The sequence below is a fragment of the Longimicrobium sp. genome (assembly GCA_036387335.1).
Lineage (GTDB): Bacteria > Gemmatimonadota > Gemmatimonadetes > Longimicrobiales > Longimicrobiaceae > Longimicrobium.
The window spans coordinates 15,114-37,228 of the sequence record DASVTZ010000026.1 but is presented as its reverse complement, the minus strand read 5'-3'; the positions used below and the strand labels follow the sequence as shown (position 1 = coordinate 37,228).

Below are 22,115 nucleotides of genomic sequence, written 5' to 3'. Positions count from 1 at the left end.
GTCTCTGCGCAACTGACGTACGACGCGCGTCCTGCTGCTGAGGTGGACTGCCTCGCAGGTCTCGGTCAGAAAGCGAGGGGTGGAACCGCATGCCGGTGCGGTCCCACCCCCCAACTATTTGCGCTAGAGCGTCTGCAGCCGGCTATGGCGCTTCGGTGATGATGCCGAAGGTGTCGGGGGCCCGGTCCAGCGGGCCGGCGAGCCAGATGCGCGCGCCGTACTTTCCGCGTAGCGCAGCCGGGGTGAAGGCGAGCGGCACCCGGCGCCCGTCCTCCAGCACCAGGACGTCGCGGGTGCCGTCGCGCGCGAGGACGCCGTCCACGGCGGGTACACCCTCGGCGGCGCGGACGGAGACGCGCTCCACGCGAAAGGTGCGCGGGCCATCGGGGCGGCCTCGCACCATCACTTCGAGCGCGGCGAGCTGCAGGAGGACGGCGCGCTCCCCTTCCAGCGTCACCGCGCCGCCGCGAGGGTCCATGAGCGCGATCGTGGTTCCCGGCTCGGAGCCCACCACCTCCACCCGGCCGCGCAGGGTGTCGGCGGCGGCGCGGGCCTCGGCGGGGGGCGGGGCTCCCGGCGCGCACGCCACGGCGAGCGCGCAGGGAGCCACGATGGACAGCTTCACTACTGGATCCGCGTGACCGCCAGCCGCAGCGTGCTGGGGATGGTGCCGCCGCCGCTCCCCTGCAGCTTGATCAGCTGCGGGGCCGTCTGCGTGCCCGAGAACTCGAACCAGCGCACGCCGCCGCCGCGCAGCGTGGTCGTGGCGCCCGGTGCCGTGAAGGCGCCGAAGGGGAGCGCCGTCGGCACGAGCGGGTACGGCGTCGTGTACGAATTCGGGAAGTCGGTGTTGAAGCCCGCGTAGATGTTCCTGAAGTTCCAGGTGGGCATCTGGATGTCCGGGTTTGCCGGACCGGCCAGCAGCGGGTGGTCGTCCGCCGCGAGCGCAAGCGACCATCCGCCCAGGAGCTGGTCGATGGGCACGCCCACGCGGTTGGACAGGTTGGTCACCCCCACGTCGCTGGATTCCGTCAGCGCCGAGAAGAAGGCGGCGTCCGACGCGGCGTACCGGTCGATCGAGTAGCGGACCAGCGACCACGAGATCGCGTACCAGTACGAGCCGTTGTCCTCCGGGGTTGGCCCGAACGGCGACAGGAGCGACGCGTTGGTCGAGAACATGTGCATGGCCATGGCGCTGAAGTGCCGCTGCATGATGCTGGCGGGCCGGCGTGTGTTGGCGTTGCACGCGGCGGAGGTGGAGCGGGCGTCGCAGTAGGTGTTGACCGGGGTCGCGGCGCTTCCATACCCGGTGTTCCCCTTCCACGCCACGTTGTCCACCGCGTTGCGCATCCACAGCTCCTCGGAGTGTCGCGCCGTTCCTTCCTCGAGCCACGCGTTCTCCAGCGGCGCGTTGTTCTCCGTGCGCGCGGCCATCGACACCACGTGCTTGGTCTCGTGGATGAAGGTGGAGCGGATCGTACGGTACCAGTTGTCGGCGGTGTTGCCGCTGTAGCCCGACCCCGCCACCACCGGCTGGTAGGCGTAGAAGAACTGGCCGAAGTTGCTGGACGCGTTGCTGCCGGCGGGTCCGGTGTACGGGCCGCCCACGGCGTAGGTGGTCGTATCGGTGTTGGCGAACTGGTCGCACGAGACCACGAAGCCCGCCACGCCCTGGAACGAGTTGTTGATGCGCGGTGTGAAGAGCGCCACCAGCACCCCGTTGTTGTCCGTCTCCGCGTCCCGGCGCAGGATGTCGCCGAAGTTGTTGCGGATCACGGGCTCCATGTCGGCGTTGAACTGGTCGCCGATCTTCTGGTAGTTCGCGGCCATGGTGGCGTTCAGCGAAGACTTGAAGCCGGCCGGCGTGGCGTCGTCCTCGTAGATGGCGAGCTTCCCGTTGTAGTACACGCGGGTGGCGCTCACCACGTAGAAGTTGGTGCAGATGCCGCCCACGTTGATGTTGGAGACGCGGAAGGTGCGCGTCACCGGCGGCTCCACCTGTGCGGCGGCCACCACGTTGCGGCGGGCGCGGTTCTGCATCCCCGCGTTCCGGCCGCGAAGCTCCTCGTACGCGATGCGGTTCTTCTCCAGCAGCTCCTCGTGACGCTCGTCAGCCTGCATCTGGGCCGCGTTGGCCACCTGCGCGTACAGCCCGGGGAGCGTCACGCTCGCCGGGGCCGCCTCCACGGCGGGTACCACCGGATCGCCGTCGGGAACGAGCTGGAACGGGGAGCTGGACGAGGGAGACGCGCTGGCGCTGTATACGGATACGATGTAGCGCGCCGCGCCCCCGGCGGGGGCCAGCTCGTTGCACGCCACTTCCGCGTTGTTGGTCACGATGAGCGCCTGCCCGATCCCCACCGTCCGCTGGTTCCCCTGCAGGGCGGCGGTCTTCGTCGCTCCGCGCAGGTTGGGGCGCGTGGCGTAGACGGGCACGTTCCCGGACAGGACGCACGGCACCGTGACGGTGAGCGAGGTCGCGGTGGCCGCGCTCGGCACCACGTTCGTCCCGTTGATGTTGACGACGTTGTTGGCGGCCGTGGGGTCGAAGTTGATCCCGGTGATCGTGGCCGTGGCGCCCGGCACCATCGGCGACGGCGACACGCTGGTGATCTGCGGCGCGATCGTCTGGAGCGCCCCGGCCGGCATGCGCGTCGCCACCCAGAGCGTGAAGGTGAAGGTGTTGACCGTGGCCGGGACGTTGAACTGCCAGCGCTTGGTTGCCGAGGCTTCGCCCGACGCCAGGATCCCGTCCACGCCGAGCTCCGTACCCGCGCTGCCGCCGTACTGGAAGTAGTCCTGCGGCTCGGATCCGCTGAACACCGCCTGCCCCGTCTCGTTCGCCACCGTGATCTGCCCCGTGCCGCTGGTGGCCACCGGCGCCGCGGGGATCACCACGCGCACACCCTCCAGGTTGGGGACGGTGCCGTCGTCGGTGGCCATGGCGAGGTTGGACAGGTTCTGCACCGCCAGGTCGAACGCGAACACCTCGCTCGCGTACGCCACGTTCGACGAGTTGAGCCGCAGGTACGTGCCCTGGCCGCCCACCGTGCGGCGGTCGAGCGCGGGGGCACCGGGGCGCCGGTCGAACGAGGCGCCCTCGGGCGCGAGCGGCTCGCACGTCACGATCCCCGTGGCGACGGCCGCCGTGCAGGCGAGCTGCGCGGTGGTGCCCGGAGGTGCGTCCGGCTGCAGGGCGGCCATCGGGTTGGACGGACGGTCGCTGCACGCGGCGGCAAGGAGGACCAGTGCCACGCCGTACGGGCGTGTGCGGCCGGGAAGGTGGAGTCGCATCGGTGCGGCCTCGGGCGGTGCGGGGAGGGCTGCCACGGGCACCTGCCCGGGAAGCGGAGGGGCGGCGGCGGAGCGCCGGCGCCCGTGGAAAGCCGTGACTACACGCTCGTCACGGTATGGAAGACGGGTTGCGCGCGCTTCCGGCGCCGGTGTCGATCTCGTGGATCACCCCGGGCGCGGCGGGATCGACCCAGCGGAGCCGGCCGCCGTCGGCGCCGAACTCGGTGTAGACCAGGCGGCCGTCCGCGGTCCAGGCCGGCTGACCTTCCGAAGCGGCGCGGTTGGTGAGCCGCACGATCTGCCCATCCGACCGGCGCAGGACGAAGATGTCGGCGCCGTCGTTTCCGGAACGGGTGCTCGCGAACGCCACGAAGCGCCCATCTCCGCTCACCGCGGGTTCGACGTCCGCCGAGTTCCCGCCAACGAGCTGCGTCGCGGTGCCGGCGAGCGGAAGCTCGAACAGGTCCGCGGTGCCGTTCACGGTCGACATGAATACGAGGCTGCCATCCGCGGGAGCCCACGACGGGGACGATTCCACCGCTTCGGCCGAGCTGGCGAGCGCCTGCGCCCGTCCGCTCCCGTCGCCCGCCGCCCTGAACAGCTTGGTCACACCGGCCACATCCAGCGCGTACGCCAGGCGGCTCCCGTCCCGGGAGAGCGCCGGAGCGCTTTCGTTGGTGGCGCTGGTCGTGATGCGCGTCGCCGCGCCGCCGGCGAGCGGCATGGAAAAGAGCTCCGCGTTGCGGTCCGCACGGAAGCTGACGAATACCAGCCGCCCCGCCGCCACGGTCGGGTCCAGGTCATCCGCCAGGTCCGTGGTGATCTGCGTGAGCTCGCCGCCATCCAGCGCGACACGCCAGATGTCGCGGTTGCCGTTCGCCACCCGGTCGAACACGATGGAAGGCGGCACGGCCACCGCCAGCGCCTGCGTGGCGGACTCACCCTTCACGGTCACCACGACGCTGACGGTCCCCGCGCGGACCAGCCGCACGGAGTCGCCCCCGAGCGGCTGCACCGCATCGGCCGGATCGAAGGAGTACGTCACGTTCGCGGGGGAGAGCGCGACGTCCCCGCGAGCGGCGCTGACGTGGATCGTGGAGCCACGCTCCAGCCGCCCTGCGACGATCACGCTCAGAGGCGCCCGCTCGCCCGGCCCCGCAGGCGAATCGCAACCGCCGAGAAGGAGACCGCACGCGACGAGCGCCAGGCCGAATCTTGCACGGGGCATCATGCGCCCACCACTGCGACGGAGGAGTTGACGGCGTCGGACACGCGGCTTCCGCGGGCGTAGGTCAGCGACACGATGCTGCGCGGAACAGGGCGGAGGCCGGGCTCGGCCGCGGCCGCCCAGGGACTCTGCGGATACGCGCGCAGCCATTGCATCTTGCCCATGGAACGCGCGCAGCGGATGCAGGGGAACCGATCGAGCTCGCCGCCGTCGCCGCGCGGGGCGGCGGCGATGCGCTGCAGCTCGAGCGCGGCGACGTAGCGCGGCCATATCTCGGCCAGCGTGTGCTCGTGGAGATCCGCCACCACGTCGGCGTCGTTGAAGCCGTACTCGCTCAGCTGGCAGCAGATGGAGAGGCGTCCGCGAGCGTCGACGTACACGCGCTTCCGCTCGAAGCTGTCGCACACCATCTCCTCGCCCACGGAGGGAGACCCATAGTCGAGCCGCACGCGCGTACGGCGGGCTTCCCGGCCCAGCGCGATGATCTCGTCGCGCACGGCGTACCACTCGTGCGGCGCGAGATCCGTGTCGCGTGCCGCGCTCCCGCCCACCGGCTGCGCCAGGACGAAGCTGATCGCGGTGCACCCGAGCGCCTCCGCGAGGTCCGCGGCCTGGCGCAGCTGGTGCCGGTCGCGCCGGTCCACCAGGAATCCGAGCGAAGTCGGAATGCCCCGCGACGTCAGCAGCGCGATTGCGATCAGGATGCGGCGGAATGATCCGCGCCCGCGCTCCGCATCGTGAACCGCTTCGTCGCCCCCGGAGAGCGAGAGGCGCACCCGCGCGGGGGGCGAGCGGTCCAGCCCGGGGATCAGCCGCCGCATGTGCCACCCGTTGCTCGTGAACGAGTAGCGCACCCCCCGCTCATGCAGCCCGGCGACGATCCGGTCCCATCCGGGGTGGATCGTCGGCTCGCCGCCCGTCATGTGGATCTCCACGTCGTTCCAGAGCGCGCCTGCCTGCTCCGCGATGGAGTGGATCAGACCCACGTCCAGGTTGCGCACCGTAGTCACGTCATCGCGAATGCAGTGGGCGCAACGCAGGTTGCAATGCTCCGTAATCGCGATTCCAACGAGCATCGGTGCGGGCCGGGAGAGCGGGAGGGGATTCAAAGGAAGAGGTCGGGGAGGGCGTTTCGACGACGAGAAGGATCTACCCTCCCACGACCGTTCCGCCGCCGCCGCCGGTGCTTCCCTCGCTCGGGATGTCGCCGCCGGTCTGCAGCGTAAGATCGGTGAGACGCGGCAGATCCCGGACTTCAGGAGCTACCCAGACAGACCGTTGCGTCGCGCGCGGAGAAATCGAAGGGATGGGCGAAGCGTTGCGGCTCATCGTGGTCCGGGAAGAGGGAGAGGGGCGGCGGGTACGGCGGTGAGGAACTGGTCGAGGTCGTGGCGGGCTTCGATAAGCTAATGCGCGCACTGGGCCGACACAAGCGATTCTTGCGACCTCTAAATGGCGGGTTGAAAATCATTTAGCACGCGTGGTGCCTCGATTTTTCGCACACGGCAGAGCCGTTTCGGCCAGTCCTTCCCACGTCGGGTCGAAAGGCGCGGCTGGAGAACTGCAACTGCATGGCTCACACAGAGACACAGAGCCACAGAGAGAACCGCAAAAAGGTTTCTCCGTGGCTTTCAGTGCCCTCTCTGGCCTCTGGTGAGGCTTTTATACTCTGTTGTTACTCCCTGCGTCGCTGCGTGCGACAACGCTACCGCATGGCGAGGGGGTGCGTCGTCAGCACCGCGACGCGCCCCGGGCACTCGTCCGACACCCTTGTCAGCGTCAGCTCCCGGCCCATTCTGCTCCACGTGTAGGTGCCGGGCCGGTGGCAGGCGTACGGTCCGCTGTCCGTGGCGGGGAACAGAATCGTGTCGCCGCGGACCACGATCCCCGACCGCACCACTTCGCGGCCGCCCACTGACACGACGACGTCAGCCCGAGGCGTGAAGACAAGCCGCCAGCTCCCCACAACCATGCCCCGTACGTCGCCCGGGGTGGAGGCGGAAAGGTCCGCCGCGGCGATGGTGACGGCGTACTCCCCCGCGATGGCGCCGGCCGGGCCCTGCGTGGGACCCACCGGCGCGCCCACCGCCATGAGCCCGATCCCGGGGTCCTCTACGCACATGGGCTCCAGCGTGGCCGGCATGGACGGAAGCGGGCAGTAGTCGAAGCACTGCCCCGCGCCGTTGCACACCACCGTGTACTCGGGCGGCGCCGTGCCGACCCACGGGAATCCCACCAGCCGCAGCTCCCCGCTGGCGTCGGCGGGAACCGTGAGCCGGAAGCTCCCATCCGCCGCGCTCACGGCGCGCGCCAGCACGGCGCGGTCGCTCGCCCGCACCAGCGCCACCGGCATGCCGCCGCGCGCGGTGAGGTCCTTCAACCCCGCGCCGTCCGAATACGTCCCGGTGGTCCCCACGCGTGCTCCCGCCACGCCGGTGCGGCCCGACGTATCCGTGCCGGTAGCCACGCCGGTGACGACCTTCCAGAGGTAGCTCCTCCCGGCCAGGATCGTCCATGCAGCCGGCCGCACCAGCATCCCGGTGGCGGCCAGCTCGGCGCACTCCCGCGTGTCGAACACCGTTCCGCCCGAGTTCAGCACCGCGCAAGGATCGCCGGCCGGCGGCGCGGCCTGCGCCCGCCCCCGCGTCGTGGGCTGCCCCGCCGCGGCGGACGGGAGCGCGAGCAGGAGGAAGAAGAAGGCCATGTAGATGGAGCGACGGAGCACGCCGGCGGATACGCGCGCAGGCAGGTGTGTGTCGATCATGGGGCCCCTTGCTTGAGGGGAACGTGAAGAATCTTGCGGACGCGCCGCAGTGTGTGCCCCATCCGTCCTCGCCGCAAGCAAACATGCGAGGACGCCCACCCAAGTGCCCGGATCACGCCCCTGAACGCGCGGAGAACAGGCTATGTCGGCCGCCGCCTGAACCGCGCCGTACGGACGCTGGCTGGTTTCGCCTGCTCATCCAATTACGACTTTCTCTTCCGGGTACGGCTCGCTAACGTGTACCTCGGAACGTTCGAACTCACGACCCAACGCCCGGCCGCGACGAGTTGCATGGAACCGAACTACAACGCGGTCATCCAGCAGCGAGACCGTTGGTGGATCGGCTGGATCGAAGAGGTGCCCGGCGTAAATTCTCAGGCAGGAACTCGACAGGAGTTACTTGAGAATTTGCGCTCCGCGCTGGAGGAGGCGCTGGGGCCGGACACCTCCACTCCGGCTCGCAGCCTCAACTGCATTTAGCTGGTGCTCAAGCGCCCCGACCGACTCACCTCCACAGCTACGGTTGCGGCGAAATCTCCAACCGCTTGGGAGTCGTCTTCAGATCTGCCTCTCCCTGTGCGTCGAGGAGACCCTGCACGCTGTAAATCCCCGCAGGCACCCGCGCCCCTTCGTTCGAGCGCTGGTCCCAGGTATCCGCGAAGCGCAAATCCTGACCAGGCGCAAGGGTGTGCTCATGCAAAGATGCGAGAGCTTCTCGGTCATGCATCCGCCTCCACACGGTCTTCCCAGAGCGGTCTACAATCCGGATGTCGAAAGTGGTCGTGCTGTCCCCGGTTCCCAGGTAGACCGCCTGGCTGGAATCGTTCCGAGCGACCAGGAGCAGTGGAACCGCTTCGCCTGGCTTGACGGTGGAGGGGATCTGCAAGTTCAGTGAGATGGCCGCGGGATCGAGCAGGGCGGCCGTGGCTGGAGCAGGAGGGTCAGGCGGAGAACGGCGCGTGGATAGAGCGTCTATGCAGCCACCTGCAAGGAGGCCGCACAGGGCGGTGATCGTCAGCGCCACACGTTGCAAGGCTTCCCTCACCCCTGCCGCTCCCCCCGCTCCTGCGCGTCCACCACCGCCAGCGCGGTGAGGTTCGCGATCTCCACGGCCTCGCTGCGGCGCTGGAGGACGTGGATGGGGTGCGCCATGCCGAGCAGGATGGGGCCGAACGCCTCCACCTTGCCGAGCTTCATCATCAGCTTGTAGGCGATGTTGGCGGCGTCCAGGTTGGGGAAGATCAGGACGTTGGGGGCACCCGTGAGCGTGCTGTGCGGGTACACGGAGCGGCGCAGCTCGGGGTCCACGGCGGCCTCCACCTGCATCTCGCCGTCGATCTCCAGGCCGGGCTCGCGCGCCTTCACCAGGTCGGCGGCGCGGCGCACGCGGCTGGCCTGCGGGGAGCGCGAGGAGCCGAAGTTGGAGAAGGAGAGCATCGCCACCCGCGGCACCAGCCCCAGCCGCCGCACGAACGCCGCGGACAGGGTGGCGATCTCGGCCAGCGTCTCCGCGTCGGGATCGATGTTGACCGTGGTGTCGGCGAAGAACATCAGGTCGTTCTCCATGATCATCATGTACAGCCCCGCCACGTGCGACACCCCCGGCGCCGTGCCCACCACCTGCAGCGCGGGGCGGATCGTCTCCGGGTAGTACATGTCCTCGCCCGCCACCAGGCCGTCCGCCTCGCCCTCGTTCACCATCATGCAGCCGAAGGGGACGGCGCGGCGCACCTCGGCCTGTGCGTCGGCCAGCGTCATCCCCTTGCGCCAGCGGCGGGCGTAGAGGAGCTGGGCGTAGCGCTCCAGCTGCGCGTCGTCGGCAAGGCGGTCGACGATGCGCACGCCGTCCAGCGACGCGCCCAGCGCCTCGGCCGTGCGCGCGATGCGCTCGGGGCGGCCCAGGAGGATCGGCTCCGCGATTCCTTCGCCCACCACCAGCGCGGCGGCGCGGATCACGCGCTCGTGCTCGCCCTCGGGAAAGACGATGCGGCGCGGGTCGCGGCGCGCGCGGTTCATGATGTCGCGCATCACCTCGCGCCCGCGGCCGAGGCGCCCCTCGAGCTGCTGGCGGTACTCGGCCAGGTCGAGCGTGATGCGCGCCACGCCCGTGTCCATGGCGGCCTTCGCCACGGCGGGGGCCACCCACAGCATGATGCGCGGGTCGAACGGGGTGGGGATCAGGTAGTCCGGGCCGAAGCGGAATCGCGTGCCGCCGTACGCCCGCTCCACCGACTCCGGGACGTCCATCCGCGCCAGCTCGGCGAGGGCGCGGGTGGCGGCCATCTTCATCTCGTCGTTGATGGCGCGCGCGCGCACGTCCAGCGCCCCCCGAAAGATGAAGGGGAAGCCCAGGACGTTGTTGATCTGGTTGGGATAGTCGGTGCGCCCCGTGGCCATGATGGCGTCGGGCCGGACGGCGTGCACCGCCTCGGGGAGGATCTCGGGGTCCGGGTTGGCGAGCGCGAAGACGATGGGGCGCTCGGCCATGGACGCGACCATCTCCGGCGTCACCGCCCCGGCGATGGAGAGGCCCACGAAGACGTCCGCGCCCGCCATGGCGTCGGCCAGGGTGTGCGCGTCGGTGTCGCGGGCGAAGCGGGCCTTGTACGGGTCCAGCCGCGATGGATCGCGATCGGTGCGGATGACGCCCTTGCTGTCCGTCATCAGGATGTTGCCGCGCCGCACCCCGAGCGTCACGTAGTGCTCCGCCGTGGCGATCGCCGCCGCGCCCGCGCCGGAGAAGACGACGCGGATCTCCTCGATCTTCTTCCCCACCACGTCCAGCGCGTTGAGGAGGGCGGCGCCGCTGATGACGGCCGTCCCGTGCTGGTCGTCGTGGAAGACGGGGATGTCCAGGCGGCGCTTCAGCTCTTCCTCGATGTAGAAGCACTCCGGCGCGCCGATGTCCTCCAGGTTGATCCCGCCGACGGTGGGCTCCAGCAGCTCGCAGAAGCGGATCACGTCGTCCGCGTTCTCCGACGCGACCTCCAGGTCGAAGACGTCGATGTCGGCGAAGCGCTTGAAGAGGACTCCCTTCCCCTCCATCACCGGCTTGGCGGCAAGCGGCCCGATGTTGCCCAGCCCCAGTACCGCCGTGCCGTTGGACACGACCGCCACAAGGTTGCCGCGCGCCGTGTACTTGAAGACGTCCTCGGGATCGCGCGCGATCTCGCGGCACGGCTCCGCCACCCCGGGCGAGTAGGCCAGCGAGAGGTCGCGCTGCGTGCTCGCCGGCTTCGTGGGCACCACCGCGATCTTGCCGCGGCGCCCGCTGCTGTGGTAGTCCAGCGCGTCCTGTCTGCGATCCGACATCGTTGCTCCGCCTGCTTCCGGGCTCCTTTTCGCGAGCCGGACAGGGTACCCGGAAGGGCAGGCGGGTGTCAAGCGCGGCACGGAGCCCCGGTCCCTGTCATCCTGAGCGACGCGCCTCACCGTCCTCGCCCCGCCTCCAACCTCTGGCGCGAAGCGAAGGATCTACCGCGCGTCCCCCGGCGCCCGCGACACGCACCGACCCCCGCGCCTCACCCCTCCGCCCGCAACGCCTCGCTCGGCTCGATGCGCAGCCCCCGCCGCGCCGGACCAAAGGTGGCCAAAAGCCCCACCACCAGCATGACCACCGCGACCGCGGGCACCGCCACCGCGCCCCGCACCCCCATCATTTCCCCATCCGAGGCGAGGTCCAGGAGGAACGCGATCCCCACGCCGACACCCACCCCCAGCGCGAGTTGCCACGCCGCGCGCCTGAACAGCCCCGCCAGCAGCCGCCGCGGCTGCGCCCCGAGCGCGGAGCGGATGCCGATCTCCTTGCGGCGCTGGGTCACGGTGAACGACATCATCGCGTAGATCCCCGCCGCGGAAAGCAGGAGCACGCTCAGCATCACCAGGCCGAGCCCCAGCCCCACCAGCTGGACGACCTGCACCTCCTGCTCGTTCATCGAAGACAGGGTGCGCACCTCGCCCACGCGCAGCGTCGGGTCCACCCCGGCCGCGATCTCGCGCAGCCGGGCCGTGAAGTTGGCCGGAGCGCCGCGCGGCACGTGCAGAGTGAGCAGGGCGCCCGCGGAACCATCCGCGCGGAGCGGCTGGTACAGGCGGGCGGAGACGTGCTCCTCGTCCATCTCGTTGGATTCCAGGTTCCCCACCACCCCCACGATCTCCAGCCACGGATTGGGATGCGGCTCCCGTCCGCGCTCTCCCACGTCCGCGTAGCGCACGCGCCGGCCGATCGCGTTGCCGCCCCCCAGCAGGTCGCGCACGAAGGCGCGGTTCACCACCACCGTGTTGGCGGTGGTGTCCAGGTCCGCCGCCGTGAACGCGCGCCCCGCCAGCACCGGCGCCCCGAACGCGCGGAAGAAGTGCGGCTCCACGCGGTTCACCCCGGCCTCGTGCCCCTTTGCGGCCGCGGGAGCGGGGACGCCCTCGATCTCCACGCGGCGCGGCCCCTCACTGCTAGGGCGGTTGGTGGAGAACACCACCTCGGACACGCCCGGCTCCGCCTCCAGCCGCCGCGCCAGCTCGGGCCGAAGCGCGCCGAAGCGGGTGCGCAACGCGCGGGCGTGCTCCTGCGGGTCGGCGCCGGCGGGGAGCTCAGCGTCCATCGCCACGGGCGCGGCGATGTACCGCGCGCCATCGTACGCCGGGCGCGTGCCGACGGAGCTCACCACCTTCCACCCCATCGCCACCGCGAGCGGCAGCCCCGCCACCGCGATGGCGACCTGCATCACCACCATGGTCGTCCACACCCGGCCCATCCCGCCCTGCGATCCGCCGCTCACCCGCCGCAGGCTGTCCTGCAGCCGCCGCCCCGTGGCCGTAAGCGCCGGCACCACACCCGCCACCGCCGCCGTAAAGATCGCGAGCAGCACCACCCACGCCACGGTCAGAGGCGAGACGGTGTAGTCCGTCCAGAACGGAGTGCCGGTGCCGAGGTCGTTGTACATCAGGCGATCGACCAGGCGCAGCCCGACCTGCGAGAGCGCCAGCCCCACCAGCGAGGCGCCACCCGCCAGCAGCAGCATCTCGGCGAAGAGCTGCGTGACGATGCGGGCGCGGCTCGCCCCCAGCGCGCTCCGCACCGCCAGCTCGCCGTGCCGCGACGCCGTTCGCGCGTACACGAGGATGGAGACGTTGGCGGCCACGATCACCAGGAGCAGCGTCACCGCCAGCTGCATGGGGATCACCTCCCAGACCGACATCCCCTGGATGTCGAGGATCGGCTCCGTGTACTTCAGCACTCGCGGCTCCAGCTGCGCGTGCGTGGCCGGCGATGCGGCCGCCGCGCGCTTGCCCAGGGTGGTGAGCTCCGCCTGCGCCTGCTCGCGTGTGGCGCCGGGCGCCAGCCGGCCGAAGATGTAGATCTCCGGCCCCGACTTGGGCTCGAACAGCGCCGGATCCAGCCGCAGCGGGACCCAGATGTTGTGGCTTACGGGAAAGCCGAAGCGCTCCGGCATCACCCCCACCACCGTGTGGACCGAGCTCCCCAGCCGGATGCTGCGGCCGATCACCCCCGGGTCCCCCGCGAACCGCTCCTGCCACACGTCGTGCCCGATCACCACCACGGGCGGCGCGCTGGCAAGCTCGTCCGCGGCGACGAGGTAGCGCCCCAGCAGCGGCGGAACGCGCGCCACGCTGAAGCCGGAGGCCGTCATCTCCGCCACCTTCACCGGCTCCGGCGGCCCGCCCGGACCGATCAGGTTGCGCGTGAGGTCGCGGAACGCCGCCACGTCGCGCACTGACTTCAGTTCGGTGCGCCACACTGCCAGGTCGCGCAGCGCTCGCCGCTCCTCGTTGTTCTCCTTGACGTCCCAGTTCTCCAGCGCGACGATCCGGTCGCCCTCCGGGAGCGGCAGCACCGGGAAGACCGACGAGTGGATGAAGGTGAACATGGAGGTGGACACCGCCACGGCCACGGCGATCGCCAGCCCGCCCACCACCGTGAGGCCGGGGTGCTTGACGAGCATGCGGGCGCCGAGCTTCACGTCCAGCCAGGAGATGCGGTTCTTTGACATGCGCTGGTTCAGGGGAGAGGCGTGCGTAAGGCGACGCCCCGTGCAAGGCATCCTCCGTTCCGCGCCTGCGCGCACCCTAAGGCGTTGTCTCGCATTCGTTTGCACCACGCGGAGCGCGGGCGCGGGTGTCCGTTTGTGGGATTCGCCGTCCCACCGCCGGAACGCGGCCCCTCCTCAGCCGCCCTCGTCCAACTCCGCGAAGCGGATGCGGACCATGTCGTCCAGCAGCTCGTCGGGGACGCCGTACACGTCCTCCGCGAGGAAGCGGCGCGTCTCCGCCTCGTTGTGCGCCACCTGCCGCAGCCCATCGCGCAGGTGCTGGAGCGGCACGCCGATACGCTGCGCGCCATCCACCAGCCGCTGGTACGCTTCACGGCGTGCAGCCTGCTCTTCCGGCGTTTCGCCGGGGTGCCAGGGTTCCGTCATGATCCTCTAGAAAAGGTCGGCCGTCATGTCCACGAAGTGATTCGCCGTTGCTCGCATGAAGAGATCGTGCGTAGCGCTCTCCACGCTGGCGACGTTCACGAAGTGCTGCTTGTAGAACTGTCCCGAGGTGTAGCTGAACCGCCCATTGATGTGCAGCGTCCCCACGTCGCCCGGTGCGAGCCGGAACAGGGGGTGGCGACCCTCCCTGCGTCGTGGCAGCCCGTGTTCCCCCGTGCTGTACCTGAACTCCACGAGCACGGCTGTTTCCGCGATCACGAACCGCAGAGACCAGTGCCTCATGAAGCCCGGGCCCGGCTCGATGAGCTCCATGCGCTGATGCAGATCGTAGCCATGCTCCTCATCCGCCACGACCTTGTGGACGCAGATCCCGAGTGCCTCCTCCGGAAACGCGGGCAGCGGCATTACACGCGGGACGGCGTTCCGCGCGGCGGCGCCCGGCATCCCCCGCGACCGCTTGGTCCACCTGGTCTCGATGTGCTGCACGACGATCATCGTAGCCCACGCAGGTTCGTGCCATTACTGACCCGCCTCCGTTGCCTGCACCAGACTTCGCGAATCAGCATTGAGCATCAGGACTTAGCCCTCATTTCGTAGCAATCTCCGCCACCTCGTCCGCGCACCCCCAAGACAGCGTCATGCCCGCGCCGCCGTGGCCGTAGCAGTGGATGATGCGCGCACCTCCGGGAAGCTCCGCCGCATCCAGCCACACCGAGGGACGCCCAGGCCGCAGCCCGACGCGGTGCTCCAGGATGCGCGCCTCCGCCAGCCGCGGCTCCAGCTCCGCGCAGCGGCGGACGATGGCGCGCGCGACTTCCGGGTCCGGAGCGGTGCTCCACTCCCCCTCCTCCGCCGTGCCGCCCAGGATGCAGTCGTCGCCGCGCGGCACGATGTACGTCAGCCCGTCCGGGTGCTCCTCGTCGAGCCAGAAGCGCTCCACGCCGGGATTCTCCACCCGCACGATCTGCCCGCGAACGGGCACCACGGTGTCGTCGCCGGCGAGCGTGCGCGCGCCGAGCCCGGCGCAGTTGACCACCAGCGGCGCGGACTGCGCGGCGCGGCCCAGCACGCGCACCGTCCGCAACTCCAGGCGCCCGCCGCCCGCCGCGAACCGGTCCGCCAGGTAGCCTAGGTAGATGCCCATGTGCGCCACGGGCACGGTGACGGTGTGCCCATCTACGTACCCCGCGGGCAGCTCCGCGGGCGGTATGCGGCGCAGCCCCGGAATGGCGCCGCCCCACTCCGGATCGGGCACGGACCGCCTCCACAGCTCCACGCCGGGGACCATGCGAACGCCGGTCCCCGGAACGTCCGCCAGCCGCGCGAGCTCCTCGAAGGTTCGCTGCCCCCACACCGCGACCCGCTCGGCCGGGTAGGCGCGGTACGGATACCAGAGCGCCGCCGCCACCGCCGACGTGGTCTCCCCCGGCGGCGCCGCGGTCCACACGCGCACCCGCATCCCGACCTCCTGCAGCCGGATCGCCGCCGACAGCCCGATCACCCCCGCGCCAATCACCAGCGCATCCGCCGCCCCAGTGTTCCTCGCCATGAACCGACGCTAACCGCGCCGGAAACGGCCCGCAACCCGCCGCACGAAACCGGTCCGTGCGCAGGCGTGATGCGCGCGCCACCCACGCGCCGCGCTCCGGCCACTCGTGTGCGACCGCTGGCGGTGTTGAAAGGGGAGATTGACACGGCACAGGCCGGTCAGCGATCCTCCGTCATCACCCGGACGAGCGAGGATGAATGAACGGGATGCTGCCGCCAGAGCTGGACCGCTGGGTACAGGAGCGGGTGGGAACGGGGCAGTTCAGCAGCACGGACGAGGCGATCCGTGCGGGGCTGTTGCTGCTCCAGCGCGAAGAGGAGCGCCGCACGAAGCTGGAGGCGTTGCGCACCGACGTTCAGGCGGGCATCGAACAGCTCGACCGGGGCGAGGGGGTCGATGGCGAAATGGTTTTCGAGGAGGTGCTCCGCTCGATTGCGGCGCAGCGTGACCAGGAGGGGCGATCCACGAGCCCGGGCGAGCTCGTGGAGGAAGGACTTCACCGGCTGCAGCGGGAGGAGGCGCGCCGGGAGGAGATCGAAGAGCTTCGGCGGGAAATCCAGCTTGGGTTGGATGATGTCGAGCGAGGGGACCTGTTGGACGGAGAAGAGGTGTTCCGGCGTGCGTTCGAGCGCATCGCCGCCCTCGAGGAGTCTCGCGTCTGAGCTCATTCCGAATCACCGCGCACGCGGCACGCGATCTGGATCAGATCATCGACTTCTACTCCGTCGTGAAGCGGAACCCCGCCGCGGCTCAACGGGTGGCGCGGGGAATCCTCGACTCGTGCAGGCGGGCAGGGCTCGGGCCGGAGACAGGCCGCGTTCGAGCCGACCTGGGCGATGGCATCCGAATGAAGATCGTCCGCCGCTACCCCTACAGCGTCTTCTACCTCTATCTCACCGTCAGGTCAGAGCGAACCGAACCCGTTCCGATCGTACGCATGCTGCACCAACGTCGGAAACTGGATCGCGCTACATTCGAGGCACCGTAAGCTGGTGCACGCTACACGACCCGGCGCAGCACCTCCGCCGTCTGCGCCACGTAGCCACCGCCGAACAGGTTGACGTGCACCAGCAGGTAATAGAGCTGGTACACGCCGCGGCGCTCCTCGCGGTAGCCGGGGCGCAGCGGCCAGGCTTCTTCGTAGGCGGCGCAGAAATCCGCGGGGAAGCCGCCGAACAACTCCGTCATCGCGAGGTCGACTTCGCGGTGGCCCCGAAAGGCGGCGGGGTCCACGAGCGCCGGGCCGGGTGCGGAGGCCACCACGTTGCCGCTCCACAGGTCGCCGTGCAGGAGAGACGGCCCATCCTCCTCTCCGGCTCCGAGGAGGCGGGGGAGGGCTTCGCGCAGGCGCTCCCACTCGCGCTCGCGGCCGGGGAGACGGCCGGCGGCGCGGGCGCGGCGCAGCTGCGGATCAAGGCGGCGCGCCCACCAGAAGTCCGCCCAGGCACCGGCCGGCGCGTTCTCCTGCGGGAGGGAGCCGATGAAGTTGTCCTCCTCCCAACCCCAGGCGCCGCGCGAGCGGTGCAGCGCGGCCAGCCCGCGCCCCAGCCGCTCACCGAAATCGGCGGCGCGCGGCGCGGGCTCCAGCCACTCCAGCGCGAGCCAGGCAGGAGTGCCGGGCTCGGGATCGTCGCGGATCGCCAGCACGCGCGGCACGACCAACCCCGAGGCGGCGGCGAGCGCCTCCAGCCCTCGCGCCTCGGCGGCAAAGATCCCGGCAGGCGCATCTTCGCTGTACTTCACAAAGAACGCGCCGTCCGGCCCCTCCACGCGCGCCGCATGGTTGATCGACCCGCCGCCCAACGCCCGCGCTTCACCGACGCGGCTGAGATGCGCCTCCAGCGAGCGGCGGAGGGATTTGGGAAGCATCAGGCGTGGCGCTCGGCCAGGAGGTGGTCGAGCAGCGCCTCGCAGGAGCGGTCCACGATGTCGTGCACGTCGTCAAAGCCGCCTGGGCCGCCGTAGTACGGATCGGGCACGTCCGCGCCGGAGGCCTCGGGGTCCCACTCGCGCAGGCGGTGGATGCGGGCGCTCCCGCCAGCCACGCATTCCAGTGCCCGGATCTCGCGCAGGTTCTCGCCGTCCATCGCGATCACGTAGTCGAAGCGGCGCAGGTCGGCCGCCGACAGCTTGCGGCTCTGGCCGGCCAACTCCACGCCTCGGCGGCGCGCGGTCTCGCTGCTGCGCGGATCGGGCGGGGCTCCGTTGTGGTAGCCGGAGGTCCCGGCCGAGTCGATCACGAACTGGTCCTCCACGCCGCGCTCGCGCACCTTGTGGCGAAAGACCGCCTCGGCCAGCGGCGAGCGGCAGATGTTGCCGAGGCAGACGAAGAGGATGCGGGTCGGTTGGGGCAGGATAGACATTGGATAGCAGTGGGTCTTATTGCTCAGGCTCTGCTTGCGTGAGACGAGGACCGCTCCGCACAAAACATGAAACCCGTCGGGAGGACATAATGCTGGATGCTGATGAGTCGTGGAGGCAAGTGAGAGACGCCGCACGTATCGCAATGCACGCGGGCAAGAGTTTTTGGTCGATGAAAATAGGACGTGAATACAGAATCCAGCTGGTGGAGGATGATCGGATCGTCATCCAAAGGCTGAGGGGCCAGCCCACGGTATTGACGCGTAGCGCAGTGGCACGAGCCGTGGATCTCCTGAACCAGGCGAATGGCGGGGTCGGACGCCGTACTCTTCTTCCGAAGGTCGCGAGGGAGGCTGTTTTCGTTTCATTGCACCCACGCCTTCGCTGGAGTGATGACCTGAACCGGATTGAAGTTGTCGATTCGTCAGGTGCTCCGGTGATCTACAAGGATTTCGGCCAAGCTCCGAATGATGACCCCACGGAACTACAGGAATTCGCGCGCAGGGTGCGCGCGGGCCAGCGGCGCTTTCGCGAGAACTTATTGAATCTCTACGGGGCCAGGTGCGCCATCACAGACTGGGGCCCTTCGGAGGTATTGGAGTGCGCGCACATTCTTTGGCACTCAGACTCTGGGCTGAACGACACTGGCAACGGGCTCCTGCTCCGCTCCGATCTTCACACGCTATTCGACGCGGGGCTGCTTCGGATTCATCCCTCGCGTCTCGTGGTTGTGCTCGACGAGGTGCTGGAGGGGACCCCGTACTGGGAGCTGAACGGCGCTCCTTTGCGTCCCCGTGTGGATGGCAGCCAGCCGCGACTTGAGTACCTGGAAGCTCGGTGGAGTTCCAGTCGTGGAGCGGGATAGTGCGGAAGGCGAGTTCTTGCGCGAATAAGCGGCGCCACAAATAAGGATGTTTCCTTTTTAGCAAATCAGATTAGATTGGCGATCTTCGTTGTCGCAGTGCCCCCACCCTGGAGGATCCATGAAGTACTTTCCCCTCACCCTGTGTGCTGTCGCCGCGCTCGCCGCCTGCGATGCCCAGACTGCCCGTCCCCGCACCGAGCCCGGGATCGCCGGAGGGTTCATGCCCGCCGCGACGCAGAGGCCGCCGCGAAGTCCGTGGAGCCCGCGGAGTACCGCCTGACGATGGATCTCGTGCGCCGTGTGATCGCCGCGCAGCGGAACCTGGCGCTGGTGGAAGGGACGGACCCGGGCCAGGCGGCCCACAGCACCCTGCCGATCGACGAGCAGGTGGCGAGGGTGGAGGCGCAGCCCGCCCTTCGCGCCGCGGTGGAGCGGACGGGGCTCACCACGCGAGAGGAGGTGGTGGCGAGCTGGGTGCTCTTCCAGGCCGGGGTGGCGCAGGGGGTGATCGACGGCGGGGGGAAGCAGGATGACGTGCTCGGCACCATCCGCATCGCGCCCGAGAACGTGGCGTTCTACCGGGCGAACCAGGCGCAGATCGCGCGTCTGCGCAAGGCGATGGAAGACGAGGTCAACGAGGGAGAGGTGATCTCCGGGGCCCTGCTCGCCGATCTGACGGAAGAGAACTGACGCACCGGGCGCGCGAAGCCCCCACCACGGCCCCGGGCACCCGCCCGGGGCCGTGGTGCGTTGGGGTACCTTCGGCGGATTTTCACCCTATTCCCGAGGGGGCCGAGGTGCTAGATTGAAGGGTCCGCACCCCTTGCCTCGCCCGGTCTTCGAAACGTGAAGCGCACCCGCGATCCAAACGCCGGCCAGCCCCAGTCCGTGGGCGACCTGGTCAGCCGCTTCCTGGACCGCTCCGGCCTCGCTCCCAAGGTGGAGGCCGCCTCCATCGTCACCGAATGGACGGACAAGGTGGGCCCGCAGATCTCGGCCGTCACCGAGGCGCTGCGCGTCTCCAAGGGCACGCTCTTCGTGGCCGTCTCCACCAGCGCGTGGCTGATGGAGCTGAACCTGATGAAGGGCGAGCTCATGCGCCGCATCAACGCCGGCAAGGGCGACGGGCGGATAAGGCAGCTGGTGTTCGTGATGGGAAACGGGGAAGGGAGGGGAAGTGCGTTGGTGCGTTAGTGCGTGAGTGCGTTCACGCCCGGCGCACTAACGCACTCACGCACTCCCGCACTGTTTCTCCCGAACCTTCGGCCCCCATTCGGTGTACTACTTCCATAGTCTGAATGCCTGACCCCAGCACACGAGAGGCCATGGCTCCGAACATCGAGGCCAGGGAATACAACGCCGGCCAGATCCAGGTCCTGAAGGGGCTGGAGGCCGTCCGCAAGCGCCCGGGAATGTACATCGGGTCCACCAGCGCGCGCGGGCTGCACCATCTGGTCTATGAGGTGGTGGACAACTCGATCGACGAGGCGCTCGCCGGCTTCGCGGATCGCGTGGACGTCACCATCCACGTCGACAACTCCATCACGGTGGTGGACAACGGCCGCGGCATCCCGGTCGACATCCATCCCACCGAAAAGGTGTCCGGCCTGGAGCTGGCGCTGACCGCGCTGCATGCCGGCGGCAAGTTCGAGAACCAGGAAGGCGGCTCGTACAAGGTCTCCGGCGGCCTGCACGGCGTGGGCGTATCCGTGGTGAACGCCCTCTCCGAGTGGACGCGCGTGACCGTGCGGCGCGACGGCAAGGTGCACGAGATGGCCTTCTCCCGCGGCGACAAGACGCAGGAGATCGCCGTCACGGGCAAGTCGGCCGAGACCGGCACCACCGTCGCCTTCAAGCCGGACGGGCAGATCTTCGAGGAGCTCGTCTTCTCCTTCGAGACGCTCAGCAACCGGCTTCGCGAGCTGGCGTTCCTCAACAAGGGGATCCGCATCTCGCTGACCGACGAGCGGCCGACCGCCGAGGGCGCCGAGGCCAAGCGCGACGACTACCACTACGAGGGCGGCCTCCGCGAGTTCGTGGAGCACCTGCGCGGCACTCGCAAGCCGCTGCACCCCGAGGTTGTCTACATCGAGGCTTCGCGCCCGGAGGCCGAGATCGAGCTGGCCATGCAGTACGACGACGGGTACAACGAGAACACGTTCACCTTCGTCAACAACATCAACACGCACGAGGGCGGCACGCACCTCACCGGCTTCAAGAGCGCCCTCACGCGTTCGATCAACGACTACGCGCGCAAGAGCGGACTCTTCAAGAAGGGCGGGCTGGAGTCGCTCTCGGGCGACGACGTCCGCGAGGGGCTCACCTGCGTGATCTCGGTCAAGGTGCGCGAGCCGCAGTTCGAGGGGCAGACCAAGACCAAGCTGGGGAACAGCGAGGTCAAGGGCGCCGTCGAGAGCGTGGTGGCCGAGAAGCTGAGCGAGTACCTGGAGGAGCGTCCCGGCGTCGGCCGCGCCGTCATCGAGAAGGCGATCCAGGCCGCCCGCGCCCGCGAGGCCGCCCGCAAGGCGCGCGACCTCACGCGCAAGAAGAGCGCGCTGGAGACCGGCGTGCTTCCCGGCAAGCTGGCCGACTGCTCCAGCAGCAACCCGGAGATCGGCGAGCTATACATCGTCGAGGGCGACTCCGCCGGCGGGTCGGCCAAGCAGGGACGCAAGCGCGAGTTCCAGGCGATCCTCCCGCTCAAGGGGAAGATCCTGAACGTGGAGCGCGCCCGCTTCGACAAGGTGCTCTCCAACGAGGAGATCCGCGCAATCATCACGGCGATCGGCTCAGGGATCGGCGAGGACGAGTTCGACCTCAAGAACGCCCGGTACCACAAGATCATCATCATGACGGACGCGGACGTGGACGGCTCCCACATCCGCACCCTGCTGCTGACCTTCTTCTTCCGGCAGATGCGGCAGCTGATCGACGCCGGCTTCATCTACATCGCGCAGCCGCCGCTGTACCTGGTGAAGAAGGGGAAGCAGGAGCAGTACGCCTACAGCGACGCCGAGCGCGACGAGATCATCGGCCGCTACCGCGGCGCCGACGGCGACGCCAAGGGGGTGCACGTGCAGCGCTACAAGGGCCTCGGCGAGATGAACCCCGAGCAGCTCTGGAAGACCACGATGGACCCAGACACGCGCACCCTCCTCAAGGTGGAGATGGAGGACGCCGTCTCGGCCGACTCGGTCTTCTCCCGCCTGATGGGCGAAGAGGTGGAGCCGCGGCGGCAGTTCATCGAGGAGAACGCGCGCTACGTGAAGAACCTGGACGTTTGAATTGGGTTGTCGCGTTACAAAAGTCCATGGACAGGTTTACCTAAGTTCCGCGGTTTGACACAAGTCCCTGGACAACAGAAAACCGAGAGGGGCCAGGGGGATTCCCCTGGCCCCTCTTGGCTGCGTGCGCAATTTGTCCCGCTCTCCCTCTACCACCGGCGAAGTATGCTGTGCTGGAAATCCGTATCGCTCGCGGCGTTCAACAGTTAACCCAGCGCGGGTGTGCAAAGCCGGTGAACGGTCAGCTACTGTGTTTGTGGGTTGACGAGGAGTTCGAAGCGGGGGCGTGTCTCCGTCGCCGTGTGCCAAAAACGCTTC

Annotated in this window: 19 protein-coding genes; 6 read left to right on the top strand and 13 right to left on the bottom strand. The window is 69.3% G+C overall.

Annotated features, from left to right (window positions below; all coding sequences use genetic code 11):
• Positions 1–142: 142 nt before the first annotated feature.
• The 5 genes from VF647_02305 to VF647_02285 all read right to left on the bottom strand — a co-directional run bounded on the left by VF647_02305 (position 143) and on the right by VF647_02285 (position 7,286).
• Positions 143–625 (bottom strand): hypothetical protein, encoded by a 483-nt coding sequence (locus VF647_02305; GenBank protein ID HEX8450897.1) that lies wholly within the window; start codon positions 623–625, stop codon positions 143–145.
• Entirely contained in the window at positions 625–3,294 is a 2,670-nt protein-coding gene (locus tag VF647_02300) for an IPT/TIG domain-containing protein (GenBank protein ID HEX8450896.1), read from the bottom strand. The genes VF647_02305 and VF647_02300 overlap by 1 nt, the downstream gene beginning before the upstream one ends.
• A gap of 109 nt (positions 3,295–3,403) precedes the next feature.
• On the bottom strand, positions 3,404–4,522 hold the full coding sequence (locus tag VF647_02295) for a hypothetical protein (protein ID HEX8450895.1): 1,119 nt from the start codon (positions 4,520–4,522) through the stop codon (positions 3,404–3,406).
• Positions 4,522–5,598 (bottom strand): radical SAM protein, encoded by a 1,077-nt coding sequence (locus tag VF647_02290; GenBank protein ID HEX8450894.1) that lies wholly within the window; start codon positions 5,596–5,598, stop codon positions 4,522–4,524. Before VF647_02290 ends, VF647_02295 begins: the two co-directional genes overlap by 1 nt.
• A 629-nt stretch (positions 5,599–6,227) precedes the next feature.
• On the bottom strand, positions 6,228–7,286 hold the full coding sequence (locus tag VF647_02285; GenBank protein ID HEX8450893.1) for a hypothetical protein: 1,059 nt from the start codon (positions 7,284–7,286) through the stop codon (positions 6,228–6,230).
• Between the two features lie 291 nt (positions 7,287–7,577).
• Here VF647_02285 and VF647_02280 point away from each other — a divergent pair, with 291 nt between their 5' ends.
• Complete coding sequence (locus VF647_02280) at positions 7,578–7,766, top strand: type II toxin-antitoxin system HicB family antitoxin (GenBank protein ID HEX8450892.1); 189 nt, start codon at positions 7,578–7,580, stop codon at positions 7,764–7,766.
• Between the two features lie 37 nt (positions 7,767–7,803).
• Here the strand turns inward: VF647_02280 and VF647_02275 are convergent, their stop codons facing one another.
• The 6 genes from VF647_02275 to VF647_02250 form a co-directional block, all read right to left on the bottom strand.
• A complete protein-coding gene (locus VF647_02275) occupies positions 7,804–8,331 on the bottom strand; it encodes a BsuPI-related putative proteinase inhibitor (protein ID HEX8450891.1) in 528 nt (175 codons plus the stop codon).
• A complete protein-coding gene (locus tag VF647_02270) occupies positions 8,328–10,598 on the bottom strand; it encodes an NADP-dependent malic enzyme (GenBank protein ID HEX8450890.1) in 2,271 nt (756 codons plus the stop codon). The genes VF647_02275 and VF647_02270 overlap by 4 nt, the downstream gene beginning before the upstream one ends.
• A gap of 209 nt (positions 10,599–10,807) precedes the next feature.
• Positions 10,808–13,294, bottom strand: coding sequence for an ABC transporter permease (locus VF647_02265; GenBank protein ID HEX8450889.1), 2,487 nt, complete (start codon positions 13,292–13,294; stop codon positions 10,808–10,810).
• A 174-nt stretch (positions 13,295–13,468) separates the two neighbouring features.
• The gene (locus VF647_02260) at positions 13,469–13,720 is read right to left on the bottom strand and encodes a hypothetical protein (protein ID HEX8450888.1); all 252 of its coding nucleotides are present in this window, start codon (positions 13,718–13,720) and stop codon (positions 13,469–13,471) included.
• A gap of 6 nt (positions 13,721–13,726) precedes the next feature.
• Complete coding sequence (locus tag VF647_02255) at positions 13,727–14,233, bottom strand: hypothetical protein (GenBank protein ID HEX8450887.1); 507 nt, start codon at positions 14,231–14,233, stop codon at positions 13,727–13,729.
• Positions 14,234–14,324: 91 nt separating this feature from the next.
• Positions 14,325–15,287, bottom strand: a complete 963-nt coding sequence (locus VF647_02250; protein ID HEX8450886.1) for an FAD-dependent oxidoreductase — start codon at positions 15,285–15,287, stop codon at positions 14,325–14,327.
• A gap of 197 nt (positions 15,288–15,484) precedes the next feature.
• Between VF647_02250 and VF647_02245 the strand changes: the two genes are divergently transcribed.
• Positions 15,485–15,949 carry a type II toxin-antitoxin system ParD family antitoxin gene (locus VF647_02245; GenBank protein ID HEX8450885.1) on the top strand — a complete coding sequence of 155 codons (465 nt, stop codon included), beginning with the start codon at positions 15,485–15,487 and terminating at the stop codon, positions 15,947–15,949.
• 337 nt (positions 15,950–16,286) lie between these two features.
• Here VF647_02245 and VF647_02240 read toward each other — a convergent pair whose 3' ends face one another.
• Together VF647_02240 and VF647_02235 are read right to left on the bottom strand one after the other, a co-directional pair.
• Entirely contained in the window at positions 16,287–17,156 is an 870-nt protein-coding gene (locus tag VF647_02240) for a fructosamine kinase family protein (GenBank protein ID HEX8450884.1), read from the bottom strand.
• Positions 17,156–17,650: a low molecular weight protein-tyrosine-phosphatase gene (locus VF647_02235; protein ID HEX8450883.1), complete on the bottom strand. Its 495-nt coding sequence runs from the start codon at positions 17,648–17,650 to the stop codon at positions 17,156–17,158. Before VF647_02235 ends, VF647_02240 begins: the two co-directional genes overlap by 1 nt.
• Before the next feature lie 89 nt (positions 17,651–17,739).
• Here VF647_02235 and VF647_02230 point away from each other — a divergent pair, with 89 nt between their 5' ends.
• From VF647_02230 to gyrB, 4 genes are all read left to right on the top strand, one after another.
• Positions 17,740–18,513 carry an HNH endonuclease gene (locus VF647_02230; GenBank protein HEX8450882.1) on the top strand — a complete coding sequence of 258 codons (774 nt, stop codon included), beginning with the start codon at positions 17,740–17,742 and terminating at the stop codon, positions 18,511–18,513.
• 255 nt (positions 18,514–18,768) lie between these two features.
• Positions 18,769–19,203 carry a hypothetical protein gene (locus VF647_02225; protein ID HEX8450881.1) on the top strand — a complete coding sequence of 145 codons (435 nt, stop codon included), beginning with the start codon at positions 18,769–18,771 and terminating at the stop codon, positions 19,201–19,203.
• 156 nt (positions 19,204–19,359) lie between these two features.
• The gene (locus VF647_02220; GenBank protein ID HEX8450880.1) at positions 19,360–19,707 is read left to right on the top strand and encodes a DUF721 domain-containing protein; all 348 of its coding nucleotides are present in this window, start codon (positions 19,360–19,362) and stop codon (positions 19,705–19,707) included.
• Positions 19,708–19,838: 131 nt separating this feature from the next.
• Complete coding sequence (gene gyrB, locus VF647_02215; protein ID HEX8450879.1) at positions 19,839–21,797, top strand: DNA topoisomerase (ATP-hydrolyzing) subunit B; 1,959 nt, start codon at positions 19,839–19,841, stop codon at positions 21,795–21,797.
• The last annotated feature ends 318 nt before the right edge of the window (positions 21,798–22,115 follow it).